General features: G+C 67.9%; 20 protein-coding genes and 1 pseudogene. 11 read left to right on the top strand and 10 right to left on the bottom strand.

Annotated features, from left to right (window positions below):
- Positions 1 to 23: 23 nt before the first annotated feature.
- Positions 24 to 659 (bottom strand): hypothetical protein, encoded by a 636-nt coding sequence (locus ACWCQS_RS44390; protein WP_451009769.1) that lies wholly within the window; start codon positions 657 to 659, stop codon positions 24 to 26.
- A gap of 182 nt (positions 660 to 841) precedes the next feature.
- The gene (locus ACWCQS_RS44385; RefSeq protein ID WP_351222041.1) at positions 842 to 1234 is read right to left on the bottom strand and encodes a DUF6415 family natural product biosynthesis protein; all 393 of its coding nucleotides are present in this window, start codon (positions 1232 to 1234) and stop codon (positions 842 to 844) included.
- 378 nt (positions 1235 to 1612) lie between these two features.
- On the opposite strand from ACWCQS_RS44385, the gene ACWCQS_RS44380 reads away from it, so the two are divergent.
- From ACWCQS_RS44380 to ACWCQS_RS44370, 3 genes are all read left to right on the top strand, one after another.
- Positions 1613 to 2407 (top strand): aminotransferase class IV family protein, encoded by a 795-nt coding sequence (locus tag ACWCQS_RS44380; protein ID WP_451009768.1) that lies wholly within the window; start codon positions 1613 to 1615, stop codon positions 2405 to 2407.
- A gap of 9 nt (positions 2408 to 2416) precedes the next feature.
- A complete protein-coding gene (locus tag ACWCQS_RS44375) occupies positions 2417 to 3334 on the top strand; it encodes an SUMF1/EgtB/PvdO family nonheme iron enzyme (protein WP_351222039.1) in 918 nt (305 codons plus the stop codon).
- Positions 3335 to 3828: 494 nt separating this feature from the next.
- The gene (locus ACWCQS_RS44370; RefSeq protein ID WP_093593298.1) at positions 3829 to 4329 is read left to right on the top strand and encodes an SAM-dependent methyltransferase; all 501 of its coding nucleotides are present in this window, start codon (positions 3829 to 3831) and stop codon (positions 4327 to 4329) included.
- A gap of 62 nt (positions 4330 to 4391) precedes the next feature.
- Here the strand turns inward: ACWCQS_RS44370 and ACWCQS_RS44365 are convergent, their stop codons facing one another.
- Positions 4392 to 4901, bottom strand: a complete 510-nt coding sequence (locus ACWCQS_RS44365; RefSeq protein WP_351222038.1) for an ATP-binding protein — start codon at positions 4899 to 4901, stop codon at positions 4392 to 4394.
- Positions 4902 to 5032: 131 nt separating this feature from the next.
- On the opposite strand from ACWCQS_RS44365, the gene ACWCQS_RS44360 reads away from it, so the two are divergent.
- The gene (locus tag ACWCQS_RS44360) at positions 5033 to 6274 is read left to right on the top strand and encodes a helix-turn-helix transcriptional regulator (RefSeq protein ID WP_351222037.1); all 1242 of its coding nucleotides are present in this window, start codon (positions 5033 to 5035) and stop codon (positions 6272 to 6274) included.
- 65 nt (positions 6275 to 6339) lie between these two features.
- Here ACWCQS_RS44360 and cutA read toward each other — a convergent pair whose 3' ends face one another.
- Complete coding sequence (gene cutA / locus ACWCQS_RS44355; RefSeq protein WP_351222036.1) at positions 6340 to 6666, bottom strand: divalent-cation tolerance protein CutA; 327 nt, start codon at positions 6664 to 6666, stop codon at positions 6340 to 6342.
- Between cutA and ACWCQS_RS44350 the strand changes: the two genes are divergently transcribed.
- From ACWCQS_RS44350 to ACWCQS_RS44340, 3 genes are all read left to right on the top strand, one after another.
- Positions 6562 to 7143, top strand: coding sequence for a 5-formyltetrahydrofolate cyclo-ligase (locus tag ACWCQS_RS44350; protein ID WP_351222035.1), 582 nt, complete (start codon positions 6562 to 6564; stop codon positions 7141 to 7143). The two genes, cutA and ACWCQS_RS44350, sit on opposite strands and share 105 nt — an antisense overlap.
- Before the next feature lie 818 nt (positions 7144 to 7961).
- Entirely contained in the window at positions 7962 to 8165 is a 204-nt protein-coding gene (locus ACWCQS_RS44345) for a helix-turn-helix domain-containing protein (RefSeq protein ID WP_351222034.1), read from the top strand.
- A 134-nt stretch (positions 8166 to 8299) separates the two neighbouring features.
- Positions 8300 to 9496, top strand: coding sequence for a tyrosine-type recombinase/integrase (locus tag ACWCQS_RS44340; protein ID WP_351222033.1), 1197 nt, complete (start codon positions 8300 to 8302; stop codon positions 9494 to 9496).
- Between the two features lie 164 nt (positions 9497 to 9660).
- Here ACWCQS_RS44340 and ACWCQS_RS44335 read toward each other — a convergent pair whose 3' ends face one another.
- A complete protein-coding gene (locus ACWCQS_RS44335; protein ID WP_351222032.1) occupies positions 9661 to 11613 on the bottom strand; it encodes an SMI1/KNR4 family protein in 1953 nt (650 codons plus the stop codon).
- Between the two features lie 422 nt (positions 11614 to 12035).
- Between ACWCQS_RS44335 and ACWCQS_RS44330 the strand changes: the two genes are divergently transcribed.
- Positions 12036 to 12263, top strand: coding sequence for a hypothetical protein (locus ACWCQS_RS44330; RefSeq protein WP_351222031.1), 228 nt, complete (start codon positions 12036 to 12038; stop codon positions 12261 to 12263).
- 366 nt (positions 12264 to 12629) lie between these two features.
- Here the strand turns inward: ACWCQS_RS44330 and ACWCQS_RS44325 are convergent, their stop codons facing one another.
- From ACWCQS_RS44325 to ACWCQS_RS44315, 3 genes are all read right to left on the bottom strand, one after another.
- Positions 12630 to 13910: a cytochrome P450 gene (locus ACWCQS_RS44325; RefSeq protein WP_351222030.1), complete on the bottom strand. Its 1281-nt coding sequence runs from the start codon at positions 13908 to 13910 to the stop codon at positions 12630 to 12632.
- A 52-nt stretch (positions 13911 to 13962) separates the two neighbouring features.
- Positions 13963 to 15573, bottom strand: a complete 1611-nt coding sequence (locus ACWCQS_RS44320; RefSeq protein ID WP_351222029.1) for an FAD-dependent oxidoreductase — start codon at positions 15571 to 15573, stop codon at positions 13963 to 13965.
- Between the two features lie 994 nt (positions 15574 to 16567).
- Positions 16568 to 17932: a carboxypeptidase regulatory-like domain-containing protein gene (locus ACWCQS_RS44315; RefSeq protein WP_351222028.1), complete on the bottom strand. Its 1365-nt coding sequence runs from the start codon at positions 17930 to 17932 to the stop codon at positions 16568 to 16570.
- Between the two features lie 45 nt (positions 17933 to 17977).
- Here ACWCQS_RS44315 and ACWCQS_RS44310 point away from each other — a divergent pair, with 45 nt between their 5' ends.
- Positions 17978 to 18622: a TetR/AcrR family transcriptional regulator gene (locus tag ACWCQS_RS44310; protein WP_451009767.1), complete on the top strand. Its 645-nt coding sequence runs from the start codon at positions 17978 to 17980 to the stop codon at positions 18620 to 18622.
- Between the two features lie 77 nt (positions 18623 to 18699).
- On the opposite strand, the gene ACWCQS_RS44305 is transcribed toward ACWCQS_RS44310, so the two are convergent.
- A complete protein-coding gene (locus ACWCQS_RS44305) occupies positions 18700 to 19953 on the bottom strand; it encodes a PP2C family protein-serine/threonine phosphatase (RefSeq protein WP_351222026.1) in 1254 nt (417 codons plus the stop codon).
- A 323-nt stretch (positions 19954 to 20276) separates the two neighbouring features.
- Here ACWCQS_RS44305 and ACWCQS_RS44300 point away from each other — a divergent pair.
- Positions 20277 to 20842: pseudogene (locus tag ACWCQS_RS44300) on the top strand (transposase); the annotation flags it as partial.
- Here the strand turns inward: ACWCQS_RS44300 and ACWCQS_RS44295 are convergent.
- The gene (locus ACWCQS_RS44295) at positions 20843 to 21082 is read right to left on the bottom strand and encodes a hypothetical protein (RefSeq protein WP_351222025.1); all 240 of its coding nucleotides are present in this window, start codon (positions 21080 to 21082) and stop codon (positions 20843 to 20845) included. It lies immediately after the preceding pseudogene.
- A gap of 186 nt (positions 21083 to 21268) precedes the next feature.
- Between ACWCQS_RS44295 and ACWCQS_RS44290 the strand changes: the two genes are divergently transcribed.
- The gene (locus ACWCQS_RS44290) at positions 21269 to 21730 is read left to right on the top strand and encodes a universal stress protein (RefSeq protein ID WP_351222024.1); all 462 of its coding nucleotides are present in this window, start codon (positions 21269 to 21271) and stop codon (positions 21728 to 21730) included.
- Positions 21731 to 22411: the final 681 nt, after the last annotated feature.

The raw sequence follows: 22411 nt of genomic DNA, 5'->3' as shown, positions 1-22411 counted from the left end.
GCTTGCTGGCACAACGCCACCCCTTACGACCCCTGCAGCCACCCTGCCGCCCAACGCCTCGCAGCTCCCTGACTTGACTCAGAGGACTCAAGCGCCTTGCCGACCAGCGCGTGCTCGCGCATGGCCAGGCGACGCAGCACTTCCAGGAGGACGACGGACTGGGACTCGTCGTGCACCCGTATCAGCGACGCGATGGCCTGCACCTGCAGGGCACTCAACGCCTTGTTGATCTCGGCGTTCGGACTGGCCGATGGTGGCACCCGCAGGTCCGGCAGCGGCGGCCGTCCCCCGTGACACAGCTCGTCTGCCGACCACTGCACCGACTTTTCGACGGCCGCCGCTGCTCCTGCGATCGCTGCCAGTGCCGCTGCCTGGGCATGCTCCGCAGCCGTCTGCACGGCCCCTGCAGCCGTTCGCGCTCCGCGAGCCGCCAGCGTGGCGACCCCCGCCAGTCCGCAGACCAGGCCAGCGAGGAGCCAGCCGGGGCCCACCACGGACACCGACCAGAGGATGAAGGCGGCATCCAGCAGTGCGGCAAGGAGCACTAGGGGCAGTGCGACGGCGCGGTGTACATGGTGCAGCGTGAACGCGTCGATCGGAGGCCGCCGTCGGCGGTGGCCGGTGGCGGCCGGCCCTGCCGCAAAGGCGCTGTCAGGCATGGGAATCCTCGTCAGGGTGGGGGTGGCTAGGCGTGCTGCGGCGTCAGGTCTGCGCAGGTCTGGTGTGGGCTGCGTGGGGTCGAGCTCCCGTGGAGCGATGCAGCCGCTTACTCGATCACCACGAAGAGCCAGCCACGCCATGGGACCGAGAATCAGCGCGATCAGAACTGCCCCGGCGGCGGTCATGTCCGGGGCACCGACGCGGCCAGAACCACGCAGGCGAGGGCGAGAGCGAAGACCGCGCCGCGCAGCACGTTGATCGGCGGCTTCCACCAGCGCCGTGTCTGGACCGGCTTCGCAGGGGGCACGTCGTGGGCCTGCACGGCAGCGATAAGGTCTTGGGTTGCCTCGGCCAGCCTGACCAGATGGACCCTGCTGGGCATGTAGCCCTCGGGGATGCCCGCCGAGGCGAGTTGCTGCGCGCGGCGCAGTACGGGTGCTTCCGGGGGCACAACCAGCCCGAGCTGGCTGACGTGACCGCGAAGGCGGCACGCGAGTTCCTCCACGTCGGCGGCGCTCTCCGGCAGCGGCGACTCCTCGTCCAGCACGAGCGCCACCGTCTCCGCTGCGGCCATCGACCGATCGCGGTCAGGGCCTGGTTCGGCACCGACAGCGCCCTGTCCGCCCGGGCCAACGCGCTGGCTGGCGTCCCGGCGGAAAGTCAGCCGACGACGCATGAGACAACTCCTGTTCGCATGAGGCCAACTCGGCTTGGCCGTGGTCGGTGAGACGCCTGGTGTCGGGCGCAACCGTGTCCTCCCCGGCGGGTGGCACACGGGAGCGCGGCATGCGGCGTCGTGACATCGCGCTGCGCTGATCACCTCGCCGATCACTCGACGTGATTGCGCGGTGACTAGAGAACACCTCACGGTGAAGCCTGGGGAATGACTTTCAGATGACGTTGACTCGTCAGTAACCCTGTTTGGGGTGCCGCCGGAGCAAAGGGGCCTGACATGCTGGGCGCCATGGTGACTCTCGATGGAACGCCCGTATCCGTAGACGACCTGCTTCCCTTGGCGCTCACAAACGTCGGCCACTTCACGTCCATGCGCGTCGACTCCGACGGCACCATCCGCGGCCTGACGCTGCACATGGAACGCCTCGCACGGGACTGCAAGATCGTGTGGCATGCGGCTTTGGACACCGACCGCGTGCGCGAGTACGTCCGCCAGGCCCTGGAGGCACAGCCCCATCCGTGCGTCGTCCGTGTCACGATCTACGACCCGAAGGTCGAGCTGGGCCACCCGGCCGACGCCAACGAACCGCACGTTCTCGTGTCCGTGCGCGGAGCCGGCGCCCTGCCGCCGGCTCCGCTGCGCGCCCAGAGCCTGGTCTACGAGCGTGACCTCCCCGAGGTGAAGCACGTCGGCCTCTTCGGCGCATTGCACATCAGGGGCGCGGCCCAGCGAGCGGGCTTCGACGACGCCTTGTTCGTCGGCCGCGACGGCTTCGTCTCCGAGGGCGGTACTTGGAACGTGGCCTTCATCGACCAGGAAGGCACCGTGGTGTGGCCCGATGCCCCCGTACTGCCCGGCGTCACCATGACCCTGCTCCAGCAGCAAGTCGAACACCGCACCGCCGCCGTTACGTTGGAACAGGCGAAAGGCATGGCTGCGGCCTTCGCCACGAACACCTCGATCGGCGTCCGCCCCTTGGCCGCGATCGACGACACCCAGCTCCCCGTCGAACACCCCGTCTTGACGCGGCTCCAGGAGGCGTACCTGTCGATCCCCGGCGAGACGCTGTAAAGCAGCACCATGGCGGGGGTGACTAGGTGGACCGGCCGTGAAGCCGAGCTGCTGCGCAAGGCCATGCGGAAAACACAGAAGGAGTTCGCTGAACTGGTGGGAGTCAACCCCCGTCAGATCCCTCGCTGGAAGAGCCGGGCGGAGACCATCGAACTCGAGCTCGACAACCAGGCAGCCCTGGATACTCTCCTGGCCCAAGCCGAGCCCGACGTCCAGCAGCGGTTCGCCACGCTCCTGACCGAACGTGCCGCTGCTGAGCATGATGAGCGCGCCGAGGAACTGCTGCGAAAGGACCCGAGCACCCGCCGGCACTCGATCGACGGGAAGGTCATGACCCTCGTCGAAGAGGGCATCTACCTCTCCGGCCCCGACAACCGCGCGGTGTGGCTGGAGCCGTTCTTCATCGACGTCTACCCGACGACCAACGAGGACTACGCGAAGTTCGTGCAGGCCACCAATCACCGGCCACCCCAGCACTGGCCTGACGGCCGCTGCCCCGCCGCCCTGGCCACCCACCCCGTGGTGTGGGTGACGTGGCACGACGCGACCGCCTACGCCCGCTGGGCAAGCAAAGCTCTGCCGACCGCTCGGCAGTGGGAGAAGGCGGCTCGCGGACCGCGCGGGCGCATCTACCCCTGGGGCAACGAACCGACCGCCGCGAAGGCGAACACGGTCGAGGCCGGCATCGACGCGACGACCCCCGTCTCCCGTTACCAATCCGGCGTCAGCCCATTCGGCATCTTCGACATGTGCGGCAACGTCTGGGAGTGGTGCTCCACCGAAGAGGAGCCCGGCAACGGGCGGTACCACCTGAAAGGCTCGGCGTTCACGTCCCCGATCGAACGGGCTGCGCCGTCCTTGATGAACACTGCCGCTGCCTCGATGAAGGACAACGACACTGGATTCCGCTGTGCTATGCCAGCGTGATTCGGGAGCCGTGAGCGACCAGTCGATCCTGCATCGGTTGCCGTGAGAGACGGCTCCGGCCATCAGGGCGCTGCCCGTATCAGGCGATGACGGGGCGCACCTCGTACTGCGGTTGCTTGTCATCAGCTTGCCGCCAATCTCAGCTCACACCATGTGATGGCGTCGGCGTCCTCGACCCGGCCAGGCCCCTCGTCCCTCTTGGGTGAGCGACTGCACGAGCACCAGGCAGCGGCCGTTCTCGTCGGCGTCACGAAGGGCTTCCTGCCGGGCGCGGCCATGACAGATGTCCAGCGCAGTCCGGTCGTGCCCGCGACGGCATCGTCCGCATTCAGAGCGAGCTGCCGCCTGACCGGCAACGCCTCGGTCGCCACCTCACCGAACTGGACCACCGGGCGCGGAACATGCTGCGGGACATAGGCTGACCGCGACACGGGCTCAGGGCCCCGTACGGCAGCTCGTGGATCCGCGTCTCCAAGGGGGAGGACCCAGTACCGGTGACGACGTACGAGGTCGAATCGATCGCAACGGTCGTTGGCGGCCACACCTGCGTTCAGGATGACTACCAGGGTGGGGTTGAGTCGGTCATCCGACTCAACGACGCATACCCCCTGGAAACCCTCCAGGGCATCGATGAGTTCTCCCACCTGACGGTGACGTGGCGCTTCCATCTGGCGCGACCCGAAGACGTCCAGCTCCACGCGCGCAGCCCCCGCGGGAATCCGGACTGGCCGCCGACCGGTACCTTCGTCCACCGCAACCATCGGCGTCCCAATCAACTGGCGATCAGCTACCCGCGGCTGCTCAAGGTCGAGGGGCGGGACCTGTTGGTCACCGATCTCGACGCTGTAGACGGAACGCCCGTGATCGACTTGGCACCGTACTTCGAACAGATGGGGCCTCGTGGCCCGATCCGTCAGCCCGCCTGGCCCGGTGAGATGCTCGAACCGAATTACTGGGCGAAGGCAAGCGAACGGCCCTCGGAGCGCCCTGTGTGACAGAAGCGACTGAGCTGCCCGGCTTGCCATTTGCATCGTCGGGAACCAACTGGAGGTCTGGCTCAAGCTGCAGCCCTCGCGTCTCGGAACTCACACCACGTCTCCTCGCCGCTGCTCTCCCACGCGTCCGAGATCGCATCGACCAGCCGGATCCCGCGCCCCGATTCACCGTCAGGTCCGGCTTCCCTGAGCACAGCGGGCGCCGGGTTGTGGTCGGTTACCGAGACACGCACCACGTCGACGGCCACCGTGATGCGGAGCACGACTTCGCCCTCACCGTGGACCACGGCGTTGGTGACCAGCTCCGAAACGGCCAGCGCGACGAACGCCGCCACCGGCTCCGAAACACGGCACCGCCGCAGGAACGCCCTGGCTATGCGCCGCATCTCCCCGACCTTCGCGAGGTCGGGGAGAAGGGCCGCCTGACAGGTATGGGATGCCGCCGGTACCTCTGCCCTCGCCCATGCGCCGGGCTCGTCTTCCTGAACCGGCCTGACGCATGACGCGCCTGCTGTAGCCGCACAGCTACGGATGCCCCCGCCGGGCGGGGCCGCCTCTTGGAGCCTGGTCATGTGGGCTATGGCACCGCGCGGCGACGCCGTCGACCAGGGGAATCCAGAGGGGGAAAAATATGTCAAGGGGGAAACTGTAGGGGGGAATTGAGGCCATGATTGGATTCCGCCCACCAACAGAGGTCACACTCATGCCAGACCCGTTCGCCGACCTGCTCCTCCGGCTTCGGCAGGAGGCGGGCCGGACACAGGAGGAGCAGGCGGAGGCGATCAACGCTGTCTCCGGCCGGGACACCATGACCCGCCGAGAGATCAGCCGTTATGAGAACTTCGAGAACATTCCTACCAACCACACGATCGGCCACATCGCGGCGGCCTGCGGTGTCCCCTTCGAGGAACTACAGCGAGAGGCCAAGGCCGCCCGCGCTCGGAAGAGGAAGGGGGATGCCCATGCAGGTGAGGACCAAGACGCCGTGAAGCGTCGCACGCTCCTGGCTAGCGCCACCATCGGCGTGAGCGCGGCCGCCGAGCCCTGGGGGCGCCTCGCCTTCGCCCTCAGCAAGGGGACCAAGATCGATTCGCCCGCTGCCGCCGCGCTCATCGACCGAGCCGCTGAACTGCACGTCCAGGAACTCAACCTCAGCGCGCGGCGGCTACAGAAAACGGTCGAGTCACATCTTGACGCGATCACTGCGGCCCTGCCTCGTGCAGGCGATCACGAAGGCGCTCTCACCATCGCCGCCGGAGAAACCGCCGCTCTGGCCGGTTGGGTGGCCTGGGACCTGGGGGAGCACGACAAAGCCAGCGCCTACTACAAAGTCACGTCGCAGTGCGCGGCGGCTGCCGGGCATCCTCCACTCCGAGCCCTGGCCCTGACCTACAGCAGCTACGGCGCTTTGACGCCAAAGGCGAGGATGGAGTTCCTCTCCCAAGCCGCCAACGACGTGCGAGGCCACGGTAACGCTACTGCTGCCGCCTGGGTTCTCGGTAGGCACGCGGAAGAAGCTGCGGCGGCCGGCGACGAGGTGGGGGCGCTCCGGGCGTTAGACCGAGCGCGCTTCGCCTACGATTTCGCGGACCATGCCAGCGAGCAGGCATGGGTCAGGTTCGTGACCCCATACCGCATGGACTCGTTGGCCCTGTCCGTGTACGGCCAGCTGAGGCGTCCCGAGCTCACGTCTACAGCTGATACCGCGGTCGACCGCCTCGGAGACGCACTACCGGACGGGGGCGTCGTGGTCCTCGGTGATCTCGCTTCGGCCCTACTGCGTGGGGGTGACGTCGACCAAGGCGTCTACGTGGCACGCCAGTTTGCTGCGGCGGCACAGGCCAAGCGCAACACCATGGGCAAGGAGCGGGCGGCGGCTATTGCAGCGTTGCTTCCTGACAGCGAACACGAGCTTGCCGTTCATTTCCGGCGGTTCGCATCCTGATCCACCTCGGGTGGCACGCGGCACGCCCAGGGCGCCAACGCCGCCGACGCCCGGCCCGTGGCTCCTCAGTCCGATTCCGCCTCCTCGAAGACCCAGGACAGGTACGCCTCCGACCCGCCGGTTACGGGCAGTGTGATCCATTGGGGGACGTCGTACGAGTGCTTCTCGTGCACCCACGCTTCTAGCGCGGGTAGACGGTCCGTCGTAGTCATGTAAGAGATGCGCCACTCCTGCGCCGCCTCGACCTTCCCTTTCCACCAGTAGAAGGCGGTGATTGGCGCATCGATGTGAACGCCCGCTGCCAGCTTGCTCTCGACAGCACCTCGGGCCAGCCTCTTCGCCTGCCCCTCGTCGTCGCTGGTCGTCTGCGCAATCACAATATCGTTGGCCATGCAACTACCTCTCCAGCTCGGGTACTGCGACCCTACCCAGCCGTCCAGGGCACACCGAAAGCCGGTCGCCACCCCTTAAGGCGAGCGAGGCTCGACCACGACCTGTACCAGTCAGGTGGCGGCGGGCCATGCGGGGTGGCGCGTCGCTTCCGCACCGCGGTGGCAGGTTCTCATCAACGAGGTCGTGCTCGGGACGGTGCCCGGATCGGCAAAGGCGCCAGCTATTCCGACCTGGAGTTCGCGCTTCTGACGGAAGCTGGCCTCATCGGACCCGGCACCCTCGTCGTGACCACGGTTCACAGCCTCCAGGTGATTGATGCACCCATTCCGGTCACCGATCACGACGTGAAGGTCGACCTGGTCATTACGCCGACGAGGTCATCGAGTGCACAGCCCCACATCGGCCGAAGGGGATCCTGTGGAACCACCTTGACCAGGCCAAGATCGCTGCTATCCCTGCACTGCAGTCAAGGGTGATTCGGTAGTGCACGGTGGTCTCGCCAACAGGTGACCTCTCTGGAGGGCTTGAAGAGTCATGCGCCGCGCCGCTTTCGACCCTATCGAGGCCGATCCGGTGCGGCTGGCGAAGAACCAGATGCAGTGCACAGGACCGACCGCTGACCTCGTCCTGACTGCCGGGCAGGCCAGCAACGCCCGCCTTCCCACCCGGCGTCTGTGGGTGCCTGACGCAGCGGTGGCGGCTCCTGGACGGGGCCGAATGTCGTCCTGGCCGACGAAGCGCACTCTTTCCGTACTATCCGGTCGACTTGGCATTCGCCCACGGCAGACGAGAAAGACTCTCGAAAGACTGGAACCCCTCCTGGGGCTATGTCAATGTACAACACCCCCGGGTCACGAGGTCGATAAGCGGCCCACCGGGTGACCCGATGAGGAGTTCCCTTCTGTCGACGTACGCCTTCGGTCTGTTCGGCTGGTCGCCTCCGCCCTCTTCGCTCCGGGCACATTAAACACGTGGGCTGCCCACACCTAGTCCATGCGGAGGTGTGACTGGCAGCTGGGGACACGCCCCCAAGCGGAGAGCGATCGCAACATAGACCACGATCGCCGGTTAGCCAAACCGGCGATCGCGATGACCATTGAGTGAGTCCGCATTAGGTCGCCCTTGGCGGGGGGAGCCGTAGCGGGCGCAGTAGATAGCGCCGCAAACAACGCATAGGAAGAGACCGTCTGCTGCTTCCCTGATGGACGCAGCGACTGGACAGAGCTGGCGCTGCCGCCCTAGATCCTTCAGTGAGAAGGATGGAACCCCCCCGTAGTCCGACTGATCTTTACCCGTGGAGATTGTAGGTGTGATCTTGGCGCAGGGTGGAAGCTATCGGCTTCTAACACCGGCTGAAGTGGCTGATTGGTTGAAGGTCAGCGAGTTGACGATCAAGAATAAGTACCGAGCTTGGGGTCTGCGACCCCAAAAAGTCGGCCGCCTCCTGAGATTTCGCGAGCGCGACGTGGTCGCGTACCTGGAAAGGAGATATGGATAACCTGATGATATGCGTCTTGTTGGTGGGCTGGCAGGTGGTCCGATAGGTTGGCTCGGGTTTTCCAAAAATGCAAGGAAGACGCGAAGAGTGGCAATTACCCCTGTATTGCTACTCGTTGCGGCCACGCTTGGACGGTGCGCTATCGGGAACCTGGCGGGCGGGGTGGACGGCAGCGAGAGAGGTCGTTCGAGAAGAAAGGAGCCGCCGACTCCTTTGCCGCCAAGGTAGAGCGGGAGAAGGATCTCGGAACCTACATCGCTCCCACGGGTCTGCTTGTCCCTCTCGTGACGGTGTACCGCGAGTTCATTGACTCCGGGAGCCGGGTGAATGGAACACGGTATCAGTACGAAACGAGCCTTCGCCTCCACGTGGAGCCCTACTTTGGGGCCACTGCCATCGGTGCCGTCAAGCCGAAGCATCTCAATGCGTGGCTGAAGTGGATGGTGGAAGAGCGTGGTTATGAGGAGAGCACGGCGATCAATCGCTATGAGACGCTCGCGGGTGTCTTCAGCTTCGCCGTCGCCAACGAGTACATAACCAAGAATCCGTGCCAGCACGTCCGTACCGGTCGCCAACGGGTGAAGCGGAGGGTAAAGAAGACGATCCGCCTTCCGAGCCTGGCAGAGATCGAGGCGATCGAGCGGCACCTCCCCGGGCCCTACCAGCTGCTCGTGTGGCTCATGGCTGGGTGTGGGCTGCGCATCGGTGAGGCGTGCGCCGTGACGTTGCAGCAGTTCGACTTTGAGGGCGGAACACTCTACGTCGACCGCCAGGTCACGCAGGACGGAGAGAATGAGGAGCCCAAGACCGCAGTCCAGAAGGCCAAGACCAAGGGCAGGGGGCGCGCCCATTGCATCCGCCACCTCAAGTGGCGTGATCTGGATGAGGGCCGTGCGGTTCCCGTTCCGCCCAGCATCGCAGCGAAGGTGCAGGAGCATGTCCGGCTGTACGGCACCTTTCGCGTGGAGGAGGGGCTCAACCGGCTGGAGGGGGACTACCTCTTCTCCAACATCGGGCGCACCAACATCCTCATGTACTCCCTCGTTGACCGGCTTTGGCGTAAAGCGAAGAAGGCGGCGGGCGTCTCGCGCAGGATCACCACGCATTGGCTTCGGCACTTCTTCGCCTCCGCCGGCCTCTCGAAGGGTGTTCCAGTGACGGACATGGCTGAGTGGCTGGGGCATCGCGACCCGAGGATCACCCATCAGACCTACGCGCACGTGATGCCCGACGCTCCGGAGCGCTTGAGGACTTTGATGGATGCCGTCTTCACGATGCAGACCGAGCTTGACCTGCCCCTTGAGTTCGAGGCGGTGGTCGAGGCGGACTGAAGCAAGATCGCGACCGCGTGGTGCCCTCAGCCAGGCGTACGGCTGAGGGGCCGCGCGTTCGGCTTGGTCGCGTCCGGACCCGCCATGAGGTCGGGGTTGGTGCCGCAGGTCGTACTCGGCGAGCCCAAGAGCCGCATCGAGGATCTGCGCGGCCCGGCCGGTCTCTACCTGCTTCCCGGTCCGTCGTCTTCCGTTCGCTCGCCGTCCGCCGGGCACGCGGCTCCCCAGTGCATGCGGATCACCGCGTACGTCTCTCCGTCGCTGGGTGGCCGCGTCCAGGACCGGGTGGCGAACGTGTGCAGCCGCCCGTTCACGATTGTGTGACGAGGAAGATGGACACCGAACTCCCCGCCCACCGCTTCCAGCAGCGACCGTTCTGACTCGGTGCCGTCCTCCAAGTCGCCGAAGAACCGGCTTGGGTCCAGCGCCGGTGGTATCTCTCCGCTTTTCTGGATCTCTCCTTCCGCGTACGTGAATGCGTACTCCTCGACTCCGTCTCGCGCCACCGAAAGGTGGAAGAACGGCTCCCCGTGCCGGGTCCTCAGGCCGCTCCACACCACGACCGCACGGGTGCCCTTGCTGGCGGCCGCGGCTGGGGAGGTGAATCGCCGCCGGTCGAACGGGGCGGGGTCGCCGTCGAAGGCGAAGCTCCAGCCGGTGCCGGCCCGGCCAACCGCCAAGAGAGCCCTGTCGTCGTAAGACGAGAACTCCCTTTGATTGTGCAGCGACTTGCGGCGGGCCTCCCAGAAGGTCATGGGTTTGTTCAGCACGGTGCCGTCCCCGTCCACGAGACGTCCGGGCAACTCCTGCGGCTCCACACGCTCCACCAGGACGAACCGGTAGCACGTGCGGTTGTCGCCCGGATCCGGCTCCGCGAGCCACGCCAGGTCGCCCGGGTCGAGCCCGGCCGTCGGCCTCGGCGCCTCGCCGGCCTGCCCGCCCCTTGGAGTGGACAGCAGCTCCCGGCCTCGCTCCGGGGTCAGCAGCGGCCCGAGCACGGGGTCGGCCACCCACCCCAGTGGCGCCAGGTGGTCCGGTCCCAGGGGCTCCCACAGGGGCATGGCGTTGATCAGTGTCCGCCACGCCCCGTCGGAGTCTCCCCACCGCGCCAGCTCCCGCGCCCGCTCGACCGCTTCCCCGAACGGTCCGGTCACCGTGTACCGGTACGTGCCAGTCCTCACCTGAGCCAGCGTTGTGTAAGCCAGTGACTTCAGGTCGTCGTCGGCGCCCTGAAGATGGAACGTCAGCGTGGAGTCGTCCCGGTACGAGTGCGCCGCGTGCTCGGCGACCAGCAATGGCAGTAGCTCGGGCGCGTACCGCGGGTTCGTCACCAGGCCATCGAAGTACACCATGTAGGTCTGTCCGAGCAGGCGGCGTATCTGGTCACCCAGCCCGGCGGCCCGCGGCCGGCCGTACGCCTTGGCTTCGTCCAGCGCCTTCCCGGCCCGTTCCCAGCCGCCGCGTAGCGCCTCGAGCCGGGCCTCCTCCACCAGGGCGTCCAGCCTTCGCGTCGTGTCGTTGACGAACACCGGCCTCCCGTCGCTCCGATGTGCCTGCAGGCTGTGGAACTCCCGGTACATCTCCCGCATAAAAGTCAGGAAGTTGGCGTGCCGCTCGGGTGGCGCGGCTCGCCAGCTCGCCCATGTGTACACGGCCCACTCACCGTCTTGGTCCTCGTCCTCGGGATCCAGGAGGACGTAAGTGATGTCGGACTCGATGTCGAGCTGCAGTCCGCGCCGCCAGACGTCCGCTTCTCGCCGCTCTTCTGGCCCGGCATCCTCGTCCAGGTACTCCTCGAACATGTCCGCGAGTCCCGACTCGTCGTTGTGCCAGCGCGCGTCCTTGGTCCCCGCCAGCAGCCACACGAACCCGCCCGCGTGCCGCCACCCGTCGCTGACCTTCAGGAACTCTCGGTACGACGGGGGCATACGTCGGCCGAGGCGCTCCTCCATGGCTGCGATCCGCTCCTCGGACGCGGGCGGGAACCCCAGCCACCGCGCCCGCCACGCGGCCTCGTCGTCCTCGCTCCGCGTCTCGCCGTCCCGCAGGGAATCCGCCCATTCCCCGCTCCACCTGACCAGGAAAGACCGCCAGTCGAATGCCGTGGTGTCCGCCATGTGCCCGATGCTGCCATCCGCCACTGACACAGATGCTGATATTCAGGCTCCGGTGATCGTGGCCCACCGCTGAACTGACTTCCGTCGTCGTCGGTGCATCGGCCACAACTGCACTGCTGGCAGCGGCGGTCGGAGTGCTCGTCGTACGCAGGAGGCGGCGAAGGTACGGCTCTGGGAGACGGTGACGTCGTGACCGGGTGGACGACGCCGGGCAACACGCCGGGTGCTCGCGGTCGGAGGCAGGCCGCGGACACCCGGTGCAGGGCGAGCAGCGGAAATCCGCAAGCATCCGGGAACCAGGACACACCTCGGTCCGACTGTTTCAGGGGGCGGACGAACTCAGCCGGGGTCGAGGCGACTTCACTGCCCAACACCGGCCGGGCGCCGCCCTCCCTACAAGGGAGCAAGACCCAACGTGGCCCATGAACGGCGACCCGTGGTCTTCCTGGGCGGATCGCTTCGATACTGACCTGGTTGTCGGGCTTCGAGAAGGGCCACCCCAGGATGCGAGCGACCTTGACGCGGCGCAGGGCCTCACGCGACTCGTGTTCTTCGCCTTCGCCACCCGCTACGCCCAGCCGGACGGGATGTCGCAGCTGGCGCTCCTGCCGCAGGTCACAGCCTGCCATGACGCGGTCGTGGTGTTGTGATCCCTCGTAGGGGCGATGAGGACCCTCGTGTAGATGTCCCCGGCGGCGAGCGACCATCGCCGCTATGCCGACTGCATCGACGGGTAGGACAGGAAGATTGAGAAGGCGATGGGGTGGGGCCAAGAGACCTGAGGAGCTGCACGGCACTCCTGTGCAGACCGGATACCTCACCGATGTTGTGTGCCCCCGGCCTGCGCCCTCCCTGACACGTTTGATGGGCACTCGTCGCGTCGGTAGAGAGTGAGCAATCCGGGGCGACCTGAGCACTGTGGCTGGTCATGGTCGGTGTGGCTGTCAGTACGCGTTCATCGTGAGGGCCAAGTGTCGGCGTACGGCGGAGTGTGGTCTGCCGGGTGCGGTGCCTGGTCACGAGGGCCGGTGTTGTACGGGGTTGACGCCGTCGACCTCGATCAGGAGGTGCCGGGGGCCGCGCAGGCCCGGACTCGTGCGGTAGGGCGGTGGGTCGGCGACGAGGCGGGGGTTGTCGAGTCGGCGTGCCAGCTCGGTGAGCGCGATCTGCGTCTCGGGACGGGCCAGTGGGGCACCGAAGCAGTAGTGGACGCCGCCGCCAAAACCAAGGTGCTCGTTGTGTTCGCGGTCCGGATCGAAGCGGTCGGGGTCCGGGACGAAGTCCGGGTCGCGGCTGCCGGCGGCCAGCACGAGGGTGACCGGTGAGCCCTTCGGGATGGTGGTGCCGGCGACCTCGATGTCGTCGACGGTGTTCCGGGTGTTGGACAGAAACTGCACCGGTGGTTCGTAGCGCAGGAGTTCCTCGACCACGCGGGCGGCCAGATCGGGTTCGTCGCCGCGGCGCAGCCGGTCGAGCACCTTGGGGTGCCGCAGGAGGGTGAGCATGCCGTTGGTGATGAGGTTGACAGTCGTCTCGTGGCCGGCGGTGAGCAGCAGGGCCGCGTTGCTCAGCACCTCTTCCCGTGGCATCGGCGCCTCTGCACCGTCACCGCCGATCAGCCCGGACAGCAGGTCGTCGCTCCGTCGGCCGTGGCGGGCGTCGAGAAGCTGGGCGAAGTACTGACCGAGGCCGGCGCGGGCCTCGGCGCGTCGGCGCCGCCGCTCCGCGAGCCCCCCCGTGGTCGGGTCGGCGGCCCTGACGACTGCGTCGGACAACGCCTGGAAGCGCGCTTCGTCCTCGCGGGGCACTCCCAGCAGCCCGCATATCACCGTGACGGGGAACGGATAGGCGAAGTCGTCGACGATGTCGACCCGGGTCGTGCCTGACCGGTCCTTTTCTGCGAAGGCGTCGATCTCGCTCGTCACGATCCCGAACATGTCAGGAATCATGCTGTCGATGCGACCGGGGCGGTGGGGTGGGCCGAAGTTCCGCGTCAGCAAGCGCCGGATTCGGTCGTGTTCGGGCGGGTCGATTTCGATGAAGGTGGGCGGCAGCTGGGATGGGCCCTCTTCGGGCGCCTGTGTTGGCGCGTCGGCGCCCGGTTCGGGGAGGTTGCGCAGGTCCGAGCTGAGCCGTGGGTCGTGGAGCAGGGCGACGATCTCCCGGTAGGTGCTCACGACATAGCTCCCGTCCTCCGCCCGCACCACGGGTGTCTTGCGCAGCTCGGCGTAGAGCGGATAGGGGTCGGCGCGGTGGGAGTAGTCGAGGATCTGCTGCCAGATGCTGGTCTGGGCCATGGTGGGCGTCTCCCGCCCCTCGGGGATCTGGACGTGCGGTGGCTCGGGCAGGTCACAGGTATGTTCTGCGGACCAACGTGGCTCGCCGTTCGCTGGGTCCGTGGCCGGTCACCACGACGGTGGCCTCAGGGGTGGGCCGGTCTGGGACCTCGGCCGCGACCGGGCGACGGTCGATGGGCTGGTCGACGGTGTGGAAGGAGGGCGGGAACGGCGCCGCCCGGTCGATCAACCCCTTATAGAACTCCAGCCACTTGGACTGGTTGAAGGCGACCGCCGCGGTGATGCGCCCGCGGTAGCCGTAGACCGCGACGAAACGGCGCTCGTCCACCGATCCCTGGGCGATGACAACCTGGTCGGCATAGGTCGGGACGCCGACGGACTTGATCTCGGTGCCGAACTGGGTGGACCAGAACTCCGGCAGCGCCAGGTGCGGCCAGCGCTCGCTCTGGGCGCTGATCATGTTGTGTGCGGCGATCTCCGCCTGGGCGACCGCGTTGCCCCAGTGCTCCAGGGCGAGGTACTGGTAGTCGTAGACGGGGTGTGGGCAGCGGGCCACGTCGCCTGCGACGAACACATCGTCGGTCACGACGCCGTTGACGTCGACGGCGCGGCATCCCGCATCGCACGCCACCCCCCAGACCCCTGCCGCCAGCCCCGAGCTCCCCAGCCATTCGACGTTGCGGATGCTGCCGAGCGCGGCCACCGCCACATCGACGTCCACGGTGCTGCCGTCGGACAGACGGGCTCGCCGCAGCCGCCCGCTGTCATCGCCTTCCACCGCCTCGACCTGAACGCCGCACCGCAGGTCGACCCCGTGGTCGCGCTGGATCTGCGCCGCAACCCCGCCGATCACCGCGCCCAGGGCCCCGAGCAGTGGGGCCCGACCCCGTTCGACAACCGTCACCGGAATGTTCAACTCGCGGCAGGCGGAGGCGACCTCACAGCCGGTGAACCCGGCACCGATGACCAGCACCCGGCCGGGACCGGCTGCCAGCCGTTGCCGCAGCTCGTCCGCGTCTTCCGGCGTATGCAGTGCGAACAGGCCGTCGAGCCCGGCCTCCGCCTCGTTCGGCCACGGGCGGGCCCGCACACCGGTGGCGATGAGCAACCGGTCGAAGCCCACCTTCTCGCCGTCGGCCAGGAGCACCTGCTTGCCGCTCAGGTCAAGACCCGTGGCCGCGACCCCGAGCCGCCAGTGAGCGTCGAGCTCGTCGCGGCGGGGCAGTGCGGTCCGCCGCGCCGGAACCTGCCCCAGGAGGACCTGCTTGGACAGCGGCGGCCGGTCGTACGGGGGATGAGGCTCGTCCCCGATCACGGTCAGCGAGCCGGTGAAACCCTCCCGGCGCAACACGAGCGCGGCCCGCAGGCCAGCTAGGGACGCCCCGACGATGACGATGCGCCCGGCGCGCCTGAGGGACTGCTCAGGGCTTGGGGCAGCCCCGACCTCGGGCCCGGCCGGCCGGCGCTGGGTGTCCTCACGGTCGAGGAAGATGGCCTGCACCGGGCACGCAGCCGCGGCCCGCGCGATCTTCTCTCGTTGCGCGTCGTCCGGATCGGTGTCGTACAGCAGCGCCTCGTCACCCCGGATGACGAACACATCCGGCGCGGCGAAGGCGCACTGCGCGTATCCCTGACACCGCGTGAGATCCACGACGATCTTCACGTGGACGCTCCTTCCGAACCCTGCGGATCGGCCGTTTCGTCCCACCAACACGCGCGCACGCCGCCACTTTTGCTCTTTCAGTGGAGCACGGCACGCCGGGGGCCGCATCCCGCCGCGGACCGGTGATGACGGTTCGGAGTCGTTCGCGCGCCGTGTGTCCCCAACTTTCAACTGTGTGACATGCACACGAAGGGCCCGTAGGCGACCCGGTCACGTGCATCGCAAGGTGCTTGCCAGGAGGGGCCTCGACCGGGGCTCAAGAGGATGACCGCTTTGTAAGCCTGGTGAGGGCTCCTGGAGGATGCGCAGGCCATGGCGGATTTGGTGAGCTCCCAGGTTGGCGAGGCAGCGCGACTGCGGCGAACCGCCGTTGACCGTGGTTGACCGCCCGATCTGGCACGGCTGTGGCACGCCAGCACTGCCCCTGCCGGAAACCGATGTCACGCACGCTCATGGAGACTGTTCGCCTCCACCCCAAGGCCACGTAGGAAAGCCTCATGATTCGGTGCTCCCGACCCCGGCAGGACAAGCAGCCGCCGCGGAACTGCCGCGAGTGCGGTCAGCTGTGTCAGCACGCCGGCCTTGGGCTGTGCTCGGCCTGCCGGCAATAGCACCCCGGCCGTCCCTTCATCCGCGGCGAACACCTCCGCGAACAGCTCGCCACCCCACCCTCATGGCTGGACGACTTCGTCGCGCATGTCGCGGCCCGCCTCTGCGTCTCCCGGGCCTGCAGTCTCATCACCGACCTCGGCCGCCTCCTGCAGGACGAGCACTCCAACTCGCCCCAGGCCCTGCTGGAGCGGTCCCGCCGCCCCGGACGGTCGATGGGCCCTTTCGCCCGTGCCCTCGCGGACTTCCTCACCCACCACTGCCGGGTCGGCGTACAGCGGCAGTCTCCCCGCAGTCCTGGGTCGATGCCCGGGACCGATGCCGGGTCGGTCAGCCAGCCGGGGTCACCCGTCCTCGAGGTCCCGAACCCTCTGGTGCACGGGTCTCAGGAAGCTGGGGCGCCAAGGACGAGGTCTTGGTTCACGGGTGCCGCTGGATCGAGGAGAAGCTGCGCGACCGCGGCTGGGCGGCCCGGCATGATGGCAATCACCAAGGCGACAACATCGCTGAAGCCGGTGGCCGCGTATTCTCCGTTCCGGTCGGTGCGGGTGCGGACAAGCTGGCGGCCGCGCGGGTCGATCACGGTGACCGTGGTGCCTGGCAGCGGCTGACCGGACGGATCGGTGACCCGCCCGGTCAACATCGGCTCTTCGTCGCCGAAATGGTGCTGGTGTCGGGCAAGGGCGACGGGCTCGGGCAGCATCACCGTGGGATCTTCCGCAGGGGGTCCGGGGACATACTCGGTCATGGTCTGGCCTGCTGCCTCCCGCGCCAGGCGCCGTTGATGCCTGAGGTAGCCGAGCAGGATGAGCATGACGCCGACAGCGGTCCAGGCGCAGAGCACCGCTGTGGGCCGCAACAGTTGGCTGTTGCCGAAGTAGCTGACGCTGCGCAGGGCATCGGCGGCGTTCCCTATGGGCAGGATCGGGTGCCAGAAGGCGAAGAAGCCTGGCACGAGTTGGACGGGCACAGCGGCGCCGCTGCTGGGCACGCCGAGCAGGACGAACAACGTGATCGCGATCCCGGGGAAGAACCCGCCGAAGAAGGGCACCAGGCCATAGGCGGTCAGCGACACGGCCTGGGTCAGCAGGAGCAGGTACAGCAGGTCCAGCGGATTCGGCGGGATCACCTGCACCACATAGGCAGCTGCGAGGTAGGCGACAGCGGTGACCACCACCCCCCAGCCGACGCTGGTGGCCACGTGTGCCCACCGGCCGAAGCCCACCGCGCGCTGCATGGTGATCACCATGAAGTAGGCGGCGACAACGCAGGCCAGGACGACGTACAGGAGGCTGGAGCCGGAGGCATCGCCCGGCACGGTGGGGACCAGTTCGCGGAAGGCGAGCGTGTGGCCGGCCCGTCCCGCAACGGCGGCGAAGGTCTGGCGGACAACCGTCTCCAGGGCGGCGCCGTCCGCCTTGGCCCCGTACAGCCGCGGATGGTGCCCGCCTGGCACGTATGCCGCGACCACGCTGTGGTCTAGGACGGCAGCACGGGCCCTGGCGGCGCCGGCCGTAGGCCGGAGGGTGAAGCCACCCGGCGCCGTCACGTCGAGCTCCTGCTGCAGCCGCGCCGTGGTGGCCGGCGAAGCGGCCACTGCGATGCTGACGTGATGCGGCGCCGGGTGATGGAAGGCCGGCAGGTAAGAGAAGAGCAGCCCCACCAGGAAGAGCGCCGGGAGCCATAGGCCCATCGCGAGCGTGCGCACGGCTTCGCCGACGCGTTTTCTGTCTATCTGCCCCTGTGTCACGCCGCCACGCTACGAGAAAACTTGCAGTAGTGCAAAATTACACCCGTGCAGTATGATGACAGCGGATACGCTTACGGAAAGGACCGGGCCTCCATGCAGGCAGCAGCTCCGGGGCTCCGGGAACGCAAGAAGGCCGAGACTCGCGCGTCCCTCCGCGCAGCGGCCGTGCGCCTGTTCCTCGAGCGTGGCCCCGCCGCCGTCACGGTGAGCGACATCTGCGAGGCGGCCGGGGTCTCCGCGCGAACCTTCTTCAACTACTTCGATGCAAAGGAGGAAGCGCTCCTGCCCTGGGACAAGCACCTCATCGAAGAAGTCATCACGGAACTGGCCGCGCGCCCGGCCGCTGAGCCGCCGCTGACCGCGGTGCGCCGGGCGATCGAGCAGACCTTCCCCAGCCTCGCCGCCAGCACCGGCTGGCAGGCCTGTGACAGGGTGCTCACGGCATACCCCGAACTGCGCACCACGATCGTCCACGGGATGATCCGCAACCAGACCAGGCTCGCCGATGCCCTCGCCGAACGCGCCGGGCAGACGGGCGACAGTCTCTACTCGCAGCTCCTCGCGGGCGCCGCGGCGTCAGCGTTCCGCGCGGCCTTTAGCGTCTGGGCACCGGAAACCGGGACCTCAGGCCTGCAAGCGCTTGTCGGTGAAGCCTTTGACCGGCTCGCCGCCGGCCTTCCCCCGAGTTGACCCGACCCGGCGAGCGCCGCCGGCCGCCCGCTTGCTGGAGAGGCTGGCGACGGCCGGATCACGCCATTCGGGCGCCGCTAAGAGAGCCCGGCAGTAGGCGCGCCGGATGGTCCAGTGGGGCCGCGCTGTGCGGGGATAGCGCGGTCGAGTTCCGTCGGTTCCCGGCCGGCTGGTGTGACGCGGTGGGCGACGAGGGCGGCGAGGTCGTCGTCGCGGGTGCCGTGACAGTAGGCGAGCAGGTCCTGGTGGAGGTGGTCGAGGAGTTGGCGGGACGGGGCAAGGGCCCATCGGCGGACGCGCTGGGCGAGGGGGTAGAACGCCCCGGTCCGGTCGCGGGTCTCGCTGACGCCGTCGGTATAGAGCAGCAGGCGGTCGCCGGCGGAGAAGGGGATGGTGTCGACCTGATAGGGGTGGCCGAGCAGGTTCGCCATGTTGATGGGTGGTGACGGCGCGCTGGGCTCCACCTCGCGCACTTCGCCGCCGTGCAACAGCAGGGGTGCGGGGTGCCCGCAGTTGAGCACGCGCGCGATCGGTTCCCCGGCGGGGATCTCCACGAGCACGATGGTGGCGAAGCGCTCCAGCCCGTCGTCGGGGCCGTTCCGGGAGTAATGGCTCATGACGGTCTCCATATGTCCTGCCAGGGACGGCAGGTCGGGTGCGCTCATCCTCAGCACCCGGAACGTGCTGAGGATGACCGAGGCGACCTCGACGGCCGGAAGTCCCTTGCCGCGGACGTCGCCGATGATTAGCCGCACCCCGTACGGGGTCTGCATCGCCTCGTAGAAGTCGCCGCCGATGCGGGCCTGCGCGGCGGCGGCCTGGTAGAGCACCTCGACGTCGATGTCTTCGAGGTGCTGCGGGAGTGGGCGCAGCAGCACCCGCTGTGCGGTCTCCGCCACGGAGCGGACCTGGGCGAGGGTGTGCTCCCGGTTCTGCCGTACCCGGCTGGCGTAGGCGGCGGCCAGGGTGACGACCACGATCGCGAGCAGGGTGAAATTGCCCGGTGCGTGGCCCAGATTGTGGTCGGCGGCGGCGATGGCGAACCCGGCCATCAGGGCGAGCAGCCCGATGCCCAGCGTGCCGGCCACGGAGAATATCGCCGCGGCCAGCGCCGGGGCCGCCCCGATCAACCGGTAGAACTGCAGGTGGGGCGCGAAGAAGGCCGCCACCGAGTCCAGCACGATCACGAGCAGCGGAAACAGGAGCGCCGGCGAGAAAGGCCGGCCCTCTTCCCGTATCCGCTGGGAGAGCCGCTTCTGGGCGATCACCTGCCTGAGCGACCGAACGGCGGTGCCGCGGGCTGCGATGACCCCCCTGACCTGCACACCCATGTTTTTGTCCTTAGGCGGAGACGGTTCACAGAAGCCTGTTTATGGACGGAACTACCTGAAATATGTCCATATGCCCCTGTCACGTCACCACGCTACGAGACAGTTTGCAGTAATGCAAACTTTCATCAGTGCAGTATAAAGCCAGCGGATACGCCGGCACTCGCGCCTTGCGGAAAGGACCGGGTCTCCATGCAGGCAGCAGCCCCGGGGCTCCGGGAACGCAAGAAGGCCGAGACTCGCGCGGCCCTCCGCACAGCGGCCGTGCCGACCACCCCGCGACCGTCGGACGAGACGACGAGTTTGGGGCGCGACCCGGTAGTGTGCACGAGTTCGGTCCCCTCGGCATCAGGCCCGCCGCAGGCACGGGCTGGTCCCCCTCCGGCCACCCCGAGCGGTACTCGGCCACCTACCACCGCACCCACGGGGTCCGCTACTTCCACGGTTGCTACTCGGTCGGCGACGACAAGTTGTGGGGCGTCAACCGGCGCAGGAAGGGCGCCGGCAAGACGCTGGCGGCCCTCAGGACGATCCGCGCGGCCCGGCCGGACGGCGCTCCTGTCTACGTCATCTTGGACAACCTGTCCGCCCACAAGGCCAGGAGATCCGTCGCTGGACCAGGAAGCACCGGGTCGAGCTGTGCTTCACCCCGACCTGCGCGTCCTGGGCCGACCCGATCGAGGCCCACTTCGGGCCTCTGCGGCAATTCACCATCGCCAACTCCAACCACCGCAACCACACGGTCCAGACCCGGGCACTGCACGCCTACCTGCGCTGGCGCAACGCCAACGCTCGCCACCGAGAAGTCCTGGCGGCCGAGCGCCGTGAACGCGCCCGGATCCGCAGCGAGATGGGCATCCGCTGGGGCGGACGCGCGCGAATGGCAGCCTGATCACTCGCTGACGTTCGAGGTCGCACAGTCCGCGACCCCCAGATCGGACAGCACCGCCCGCAGCCGCTCCAGGGCCGCAGTCGTGTCCGAGCCCTCCACGATTTCAAGGTCAAGATGGCAACGATCCATGCCACTGCCCGCGCCGGTGACCTCGCCGTCGAGCTCGAACGCCGCTTCCAAAGCCTCCTCGACCTCATCACGGTCGATCGGCAGCCCCACGAAGACGATCTCGACGAACACCCCGGTCCTCCCTCTCAACCCGGCGAACCATAGCGGTCAGAGCACCTAGGAAGTGGCGGAGCCCGGCGTCCGTCGATGGTCGGGCCGGGACGTTCGGCGTGACGCCCACCCGCCCCGTCGGCCCCGTGTGGAATTCCCCGGCGCCCGCACGGGCCTCGGACCTGCGGTTTCCGATAGCCTCAAGCCGTGAAGGAAGAACACTCACATCAGTTCGAGCGGGGAACGGACGGGCCCAAGGTCATCGTCGTCGGGGTCGACGGCTCCGACTCCTCGCTCCGGGCGGCGCACTATGCCGGCGGTCTCGCCCGACGACAGCGCGCGCTGCTTGCGATCGTGTACGTGCAGCCCGTGATGGCGGCGGGGGCGGCGCTCGGGGTACCGGTGGCTGAGACGACCAACGAGATCGCGGAGGACCTGGTCAAGTACATCCGCGAGGCCGCTGAGCGCGTCAGGGGGATCTTCGATGTGCGCTGGGAGTTTCACACGTTCCGCGGCGACCCCTACAACGGTCTGGTCGAGGCGGCCGACGAGCTGAAGGCGGACGCGGTCGTGGTGGGCGCCTCCGAGCAGGCCGGCCACCGCATCATCGGGTCAGTCGCGATCCGGCTGGTGAAGGCGGGGCGCTGGCCGGTGACGGTCGTACCGTAGGTGGTCGACCGCTCGCCGCACCGTTCGCCGACGAACAGCGACCGCCCACCGCACGGCTCGGTTCCGGCCCTGTCCCGGCGGCCCGCCGCGCGCTGCCATACGGCCATGACGGCCGGAACCACCACTCCTACCGGGACGACCGCCGAGCACGAGCTGGCCGAGCTGCGGCCTCTGCCTTGTCGTGCTCAGCGTCCGGGTCTCCGAACTTCGCCAGTGCGTTCTCCGTGCGCAGTTCTCCGTCCCGAGATGCGGATTCCATCCGGGCACACGCGGGTCAGGACGTCGAGCGCGCCGCCCGAAGGGCACGCTTTCCAACTGTGGTGGTGGGGTGTTGGGGTGTGTGCGGGAGCGTTCACTTGGGTTCATGGGCGCATGGTCGGAGTGCGGGAGTGGGCCTCTGGTCTCGCCTGAACGTCCGCGAACGGCGGTGAATGAGACGGAAACTGAGACGGTGGCGACCGGCCGGGTACATGCTCCTGCCCAGATGAGCGCTCAAAGGTAAGTCGCCACCGGGGTCCCGGCTTCGGTGTTGGGGCGAGCCGTACCGCCCAAGGTGTGCCCGGGCCTGTCCTCCGCTGTCCTGTACCAGCTGCTGTTGACTGCTTGCCATCGATGATGGGGCGGTGGGGACCAAGCGTCCTCCGGCGAGCTGAGGATGCAATCAGTCGTGACGGCGCTCTA

Source organism: Streptomyces sp. NPDC002076, from assembly GCF_053593835.1.
This window is presented reverse-complemented; position numbering and strand designations above follow the sequence as displayed.

Coding starts and splice junctions, on each gene's coding strand:
- ACWCQS_RS44390 (WP_451009769.1), bottom strand. CDS start 659: ATGCCTGACAGCGCCTTTGCGGCAGGGCCGGCCGCCACCGGCCACCGC.
- ACWCQS_RS44385 (WP_351222041.1), bottom strand. CDS start 1,234: ATGGCCGCAGCGGAGACGGTGGCGCTCGTGCTGGACGAGGAGTCGCCG.
- ACWCQS_RS44380 (WP_451009768.1), top strand. CDS start 1,613: ATGCTGGGCGCCATGGTGACTCTCGATGGAACGCCCGTATCCGTAGAC.
- ACWCQS_RS44375 (WP_351222039.1), top strand. CDS start 2,417: ATGGCGGGGGTGACTAGGTGGACCGGCCGTGAAGCCGAGCTGCTGCGC.
- ACWCQS_RS44365 (WP_351222038.1), bottom strand. CDS start 4,901: ATGACCAGGCTCCAAGAGGCGGCCCCGCCCGGCGGGGGCATCCGTAGC.
- ACWCQS_RS44360 (WP_351222037.1), top strand. CDS start 5,033: ATGCCAGACCCGTTCGCCGACCTGCTCCTCCGGCTTCGGCAGGAGGCG.
- cutA (WP_351222036.1), bottom strand. CDS start 6,666: ATGGCCAACGATATTGTGATTGCGCAGACGACCAGCGACGACGAGGGG.
- ACWCQS_RS44335 (WP_351222032.1), bottom strand. CDS start 11,613: ATGGCGGACACCACGGCATTCGACTGGCGGTCTTTCCTGGTCAGGTGG.
- ACWCQS_RS44330 (WP_351222031.1), top strand. CDS start 12,036: ATGAACGGCGACCCGTGGTCTTCCTGGGCGGATCGCTTCGATACTGAC.
- ACWCQS_RS44325 (WP_351222030.1), bottom strand. CDS start 13,910: ATGGCCCAGACCAGCATCTGGCAGCAGATCCTCGACTACTCCCACCGC.
- ACWCQS_RS44305 (WP_351222026.1), bottom strand. CDS start 19,953: ATGGGTGTGCAGGTCAGGGGGGTCATCGCAGCCCGCGGCACCGCCGTT.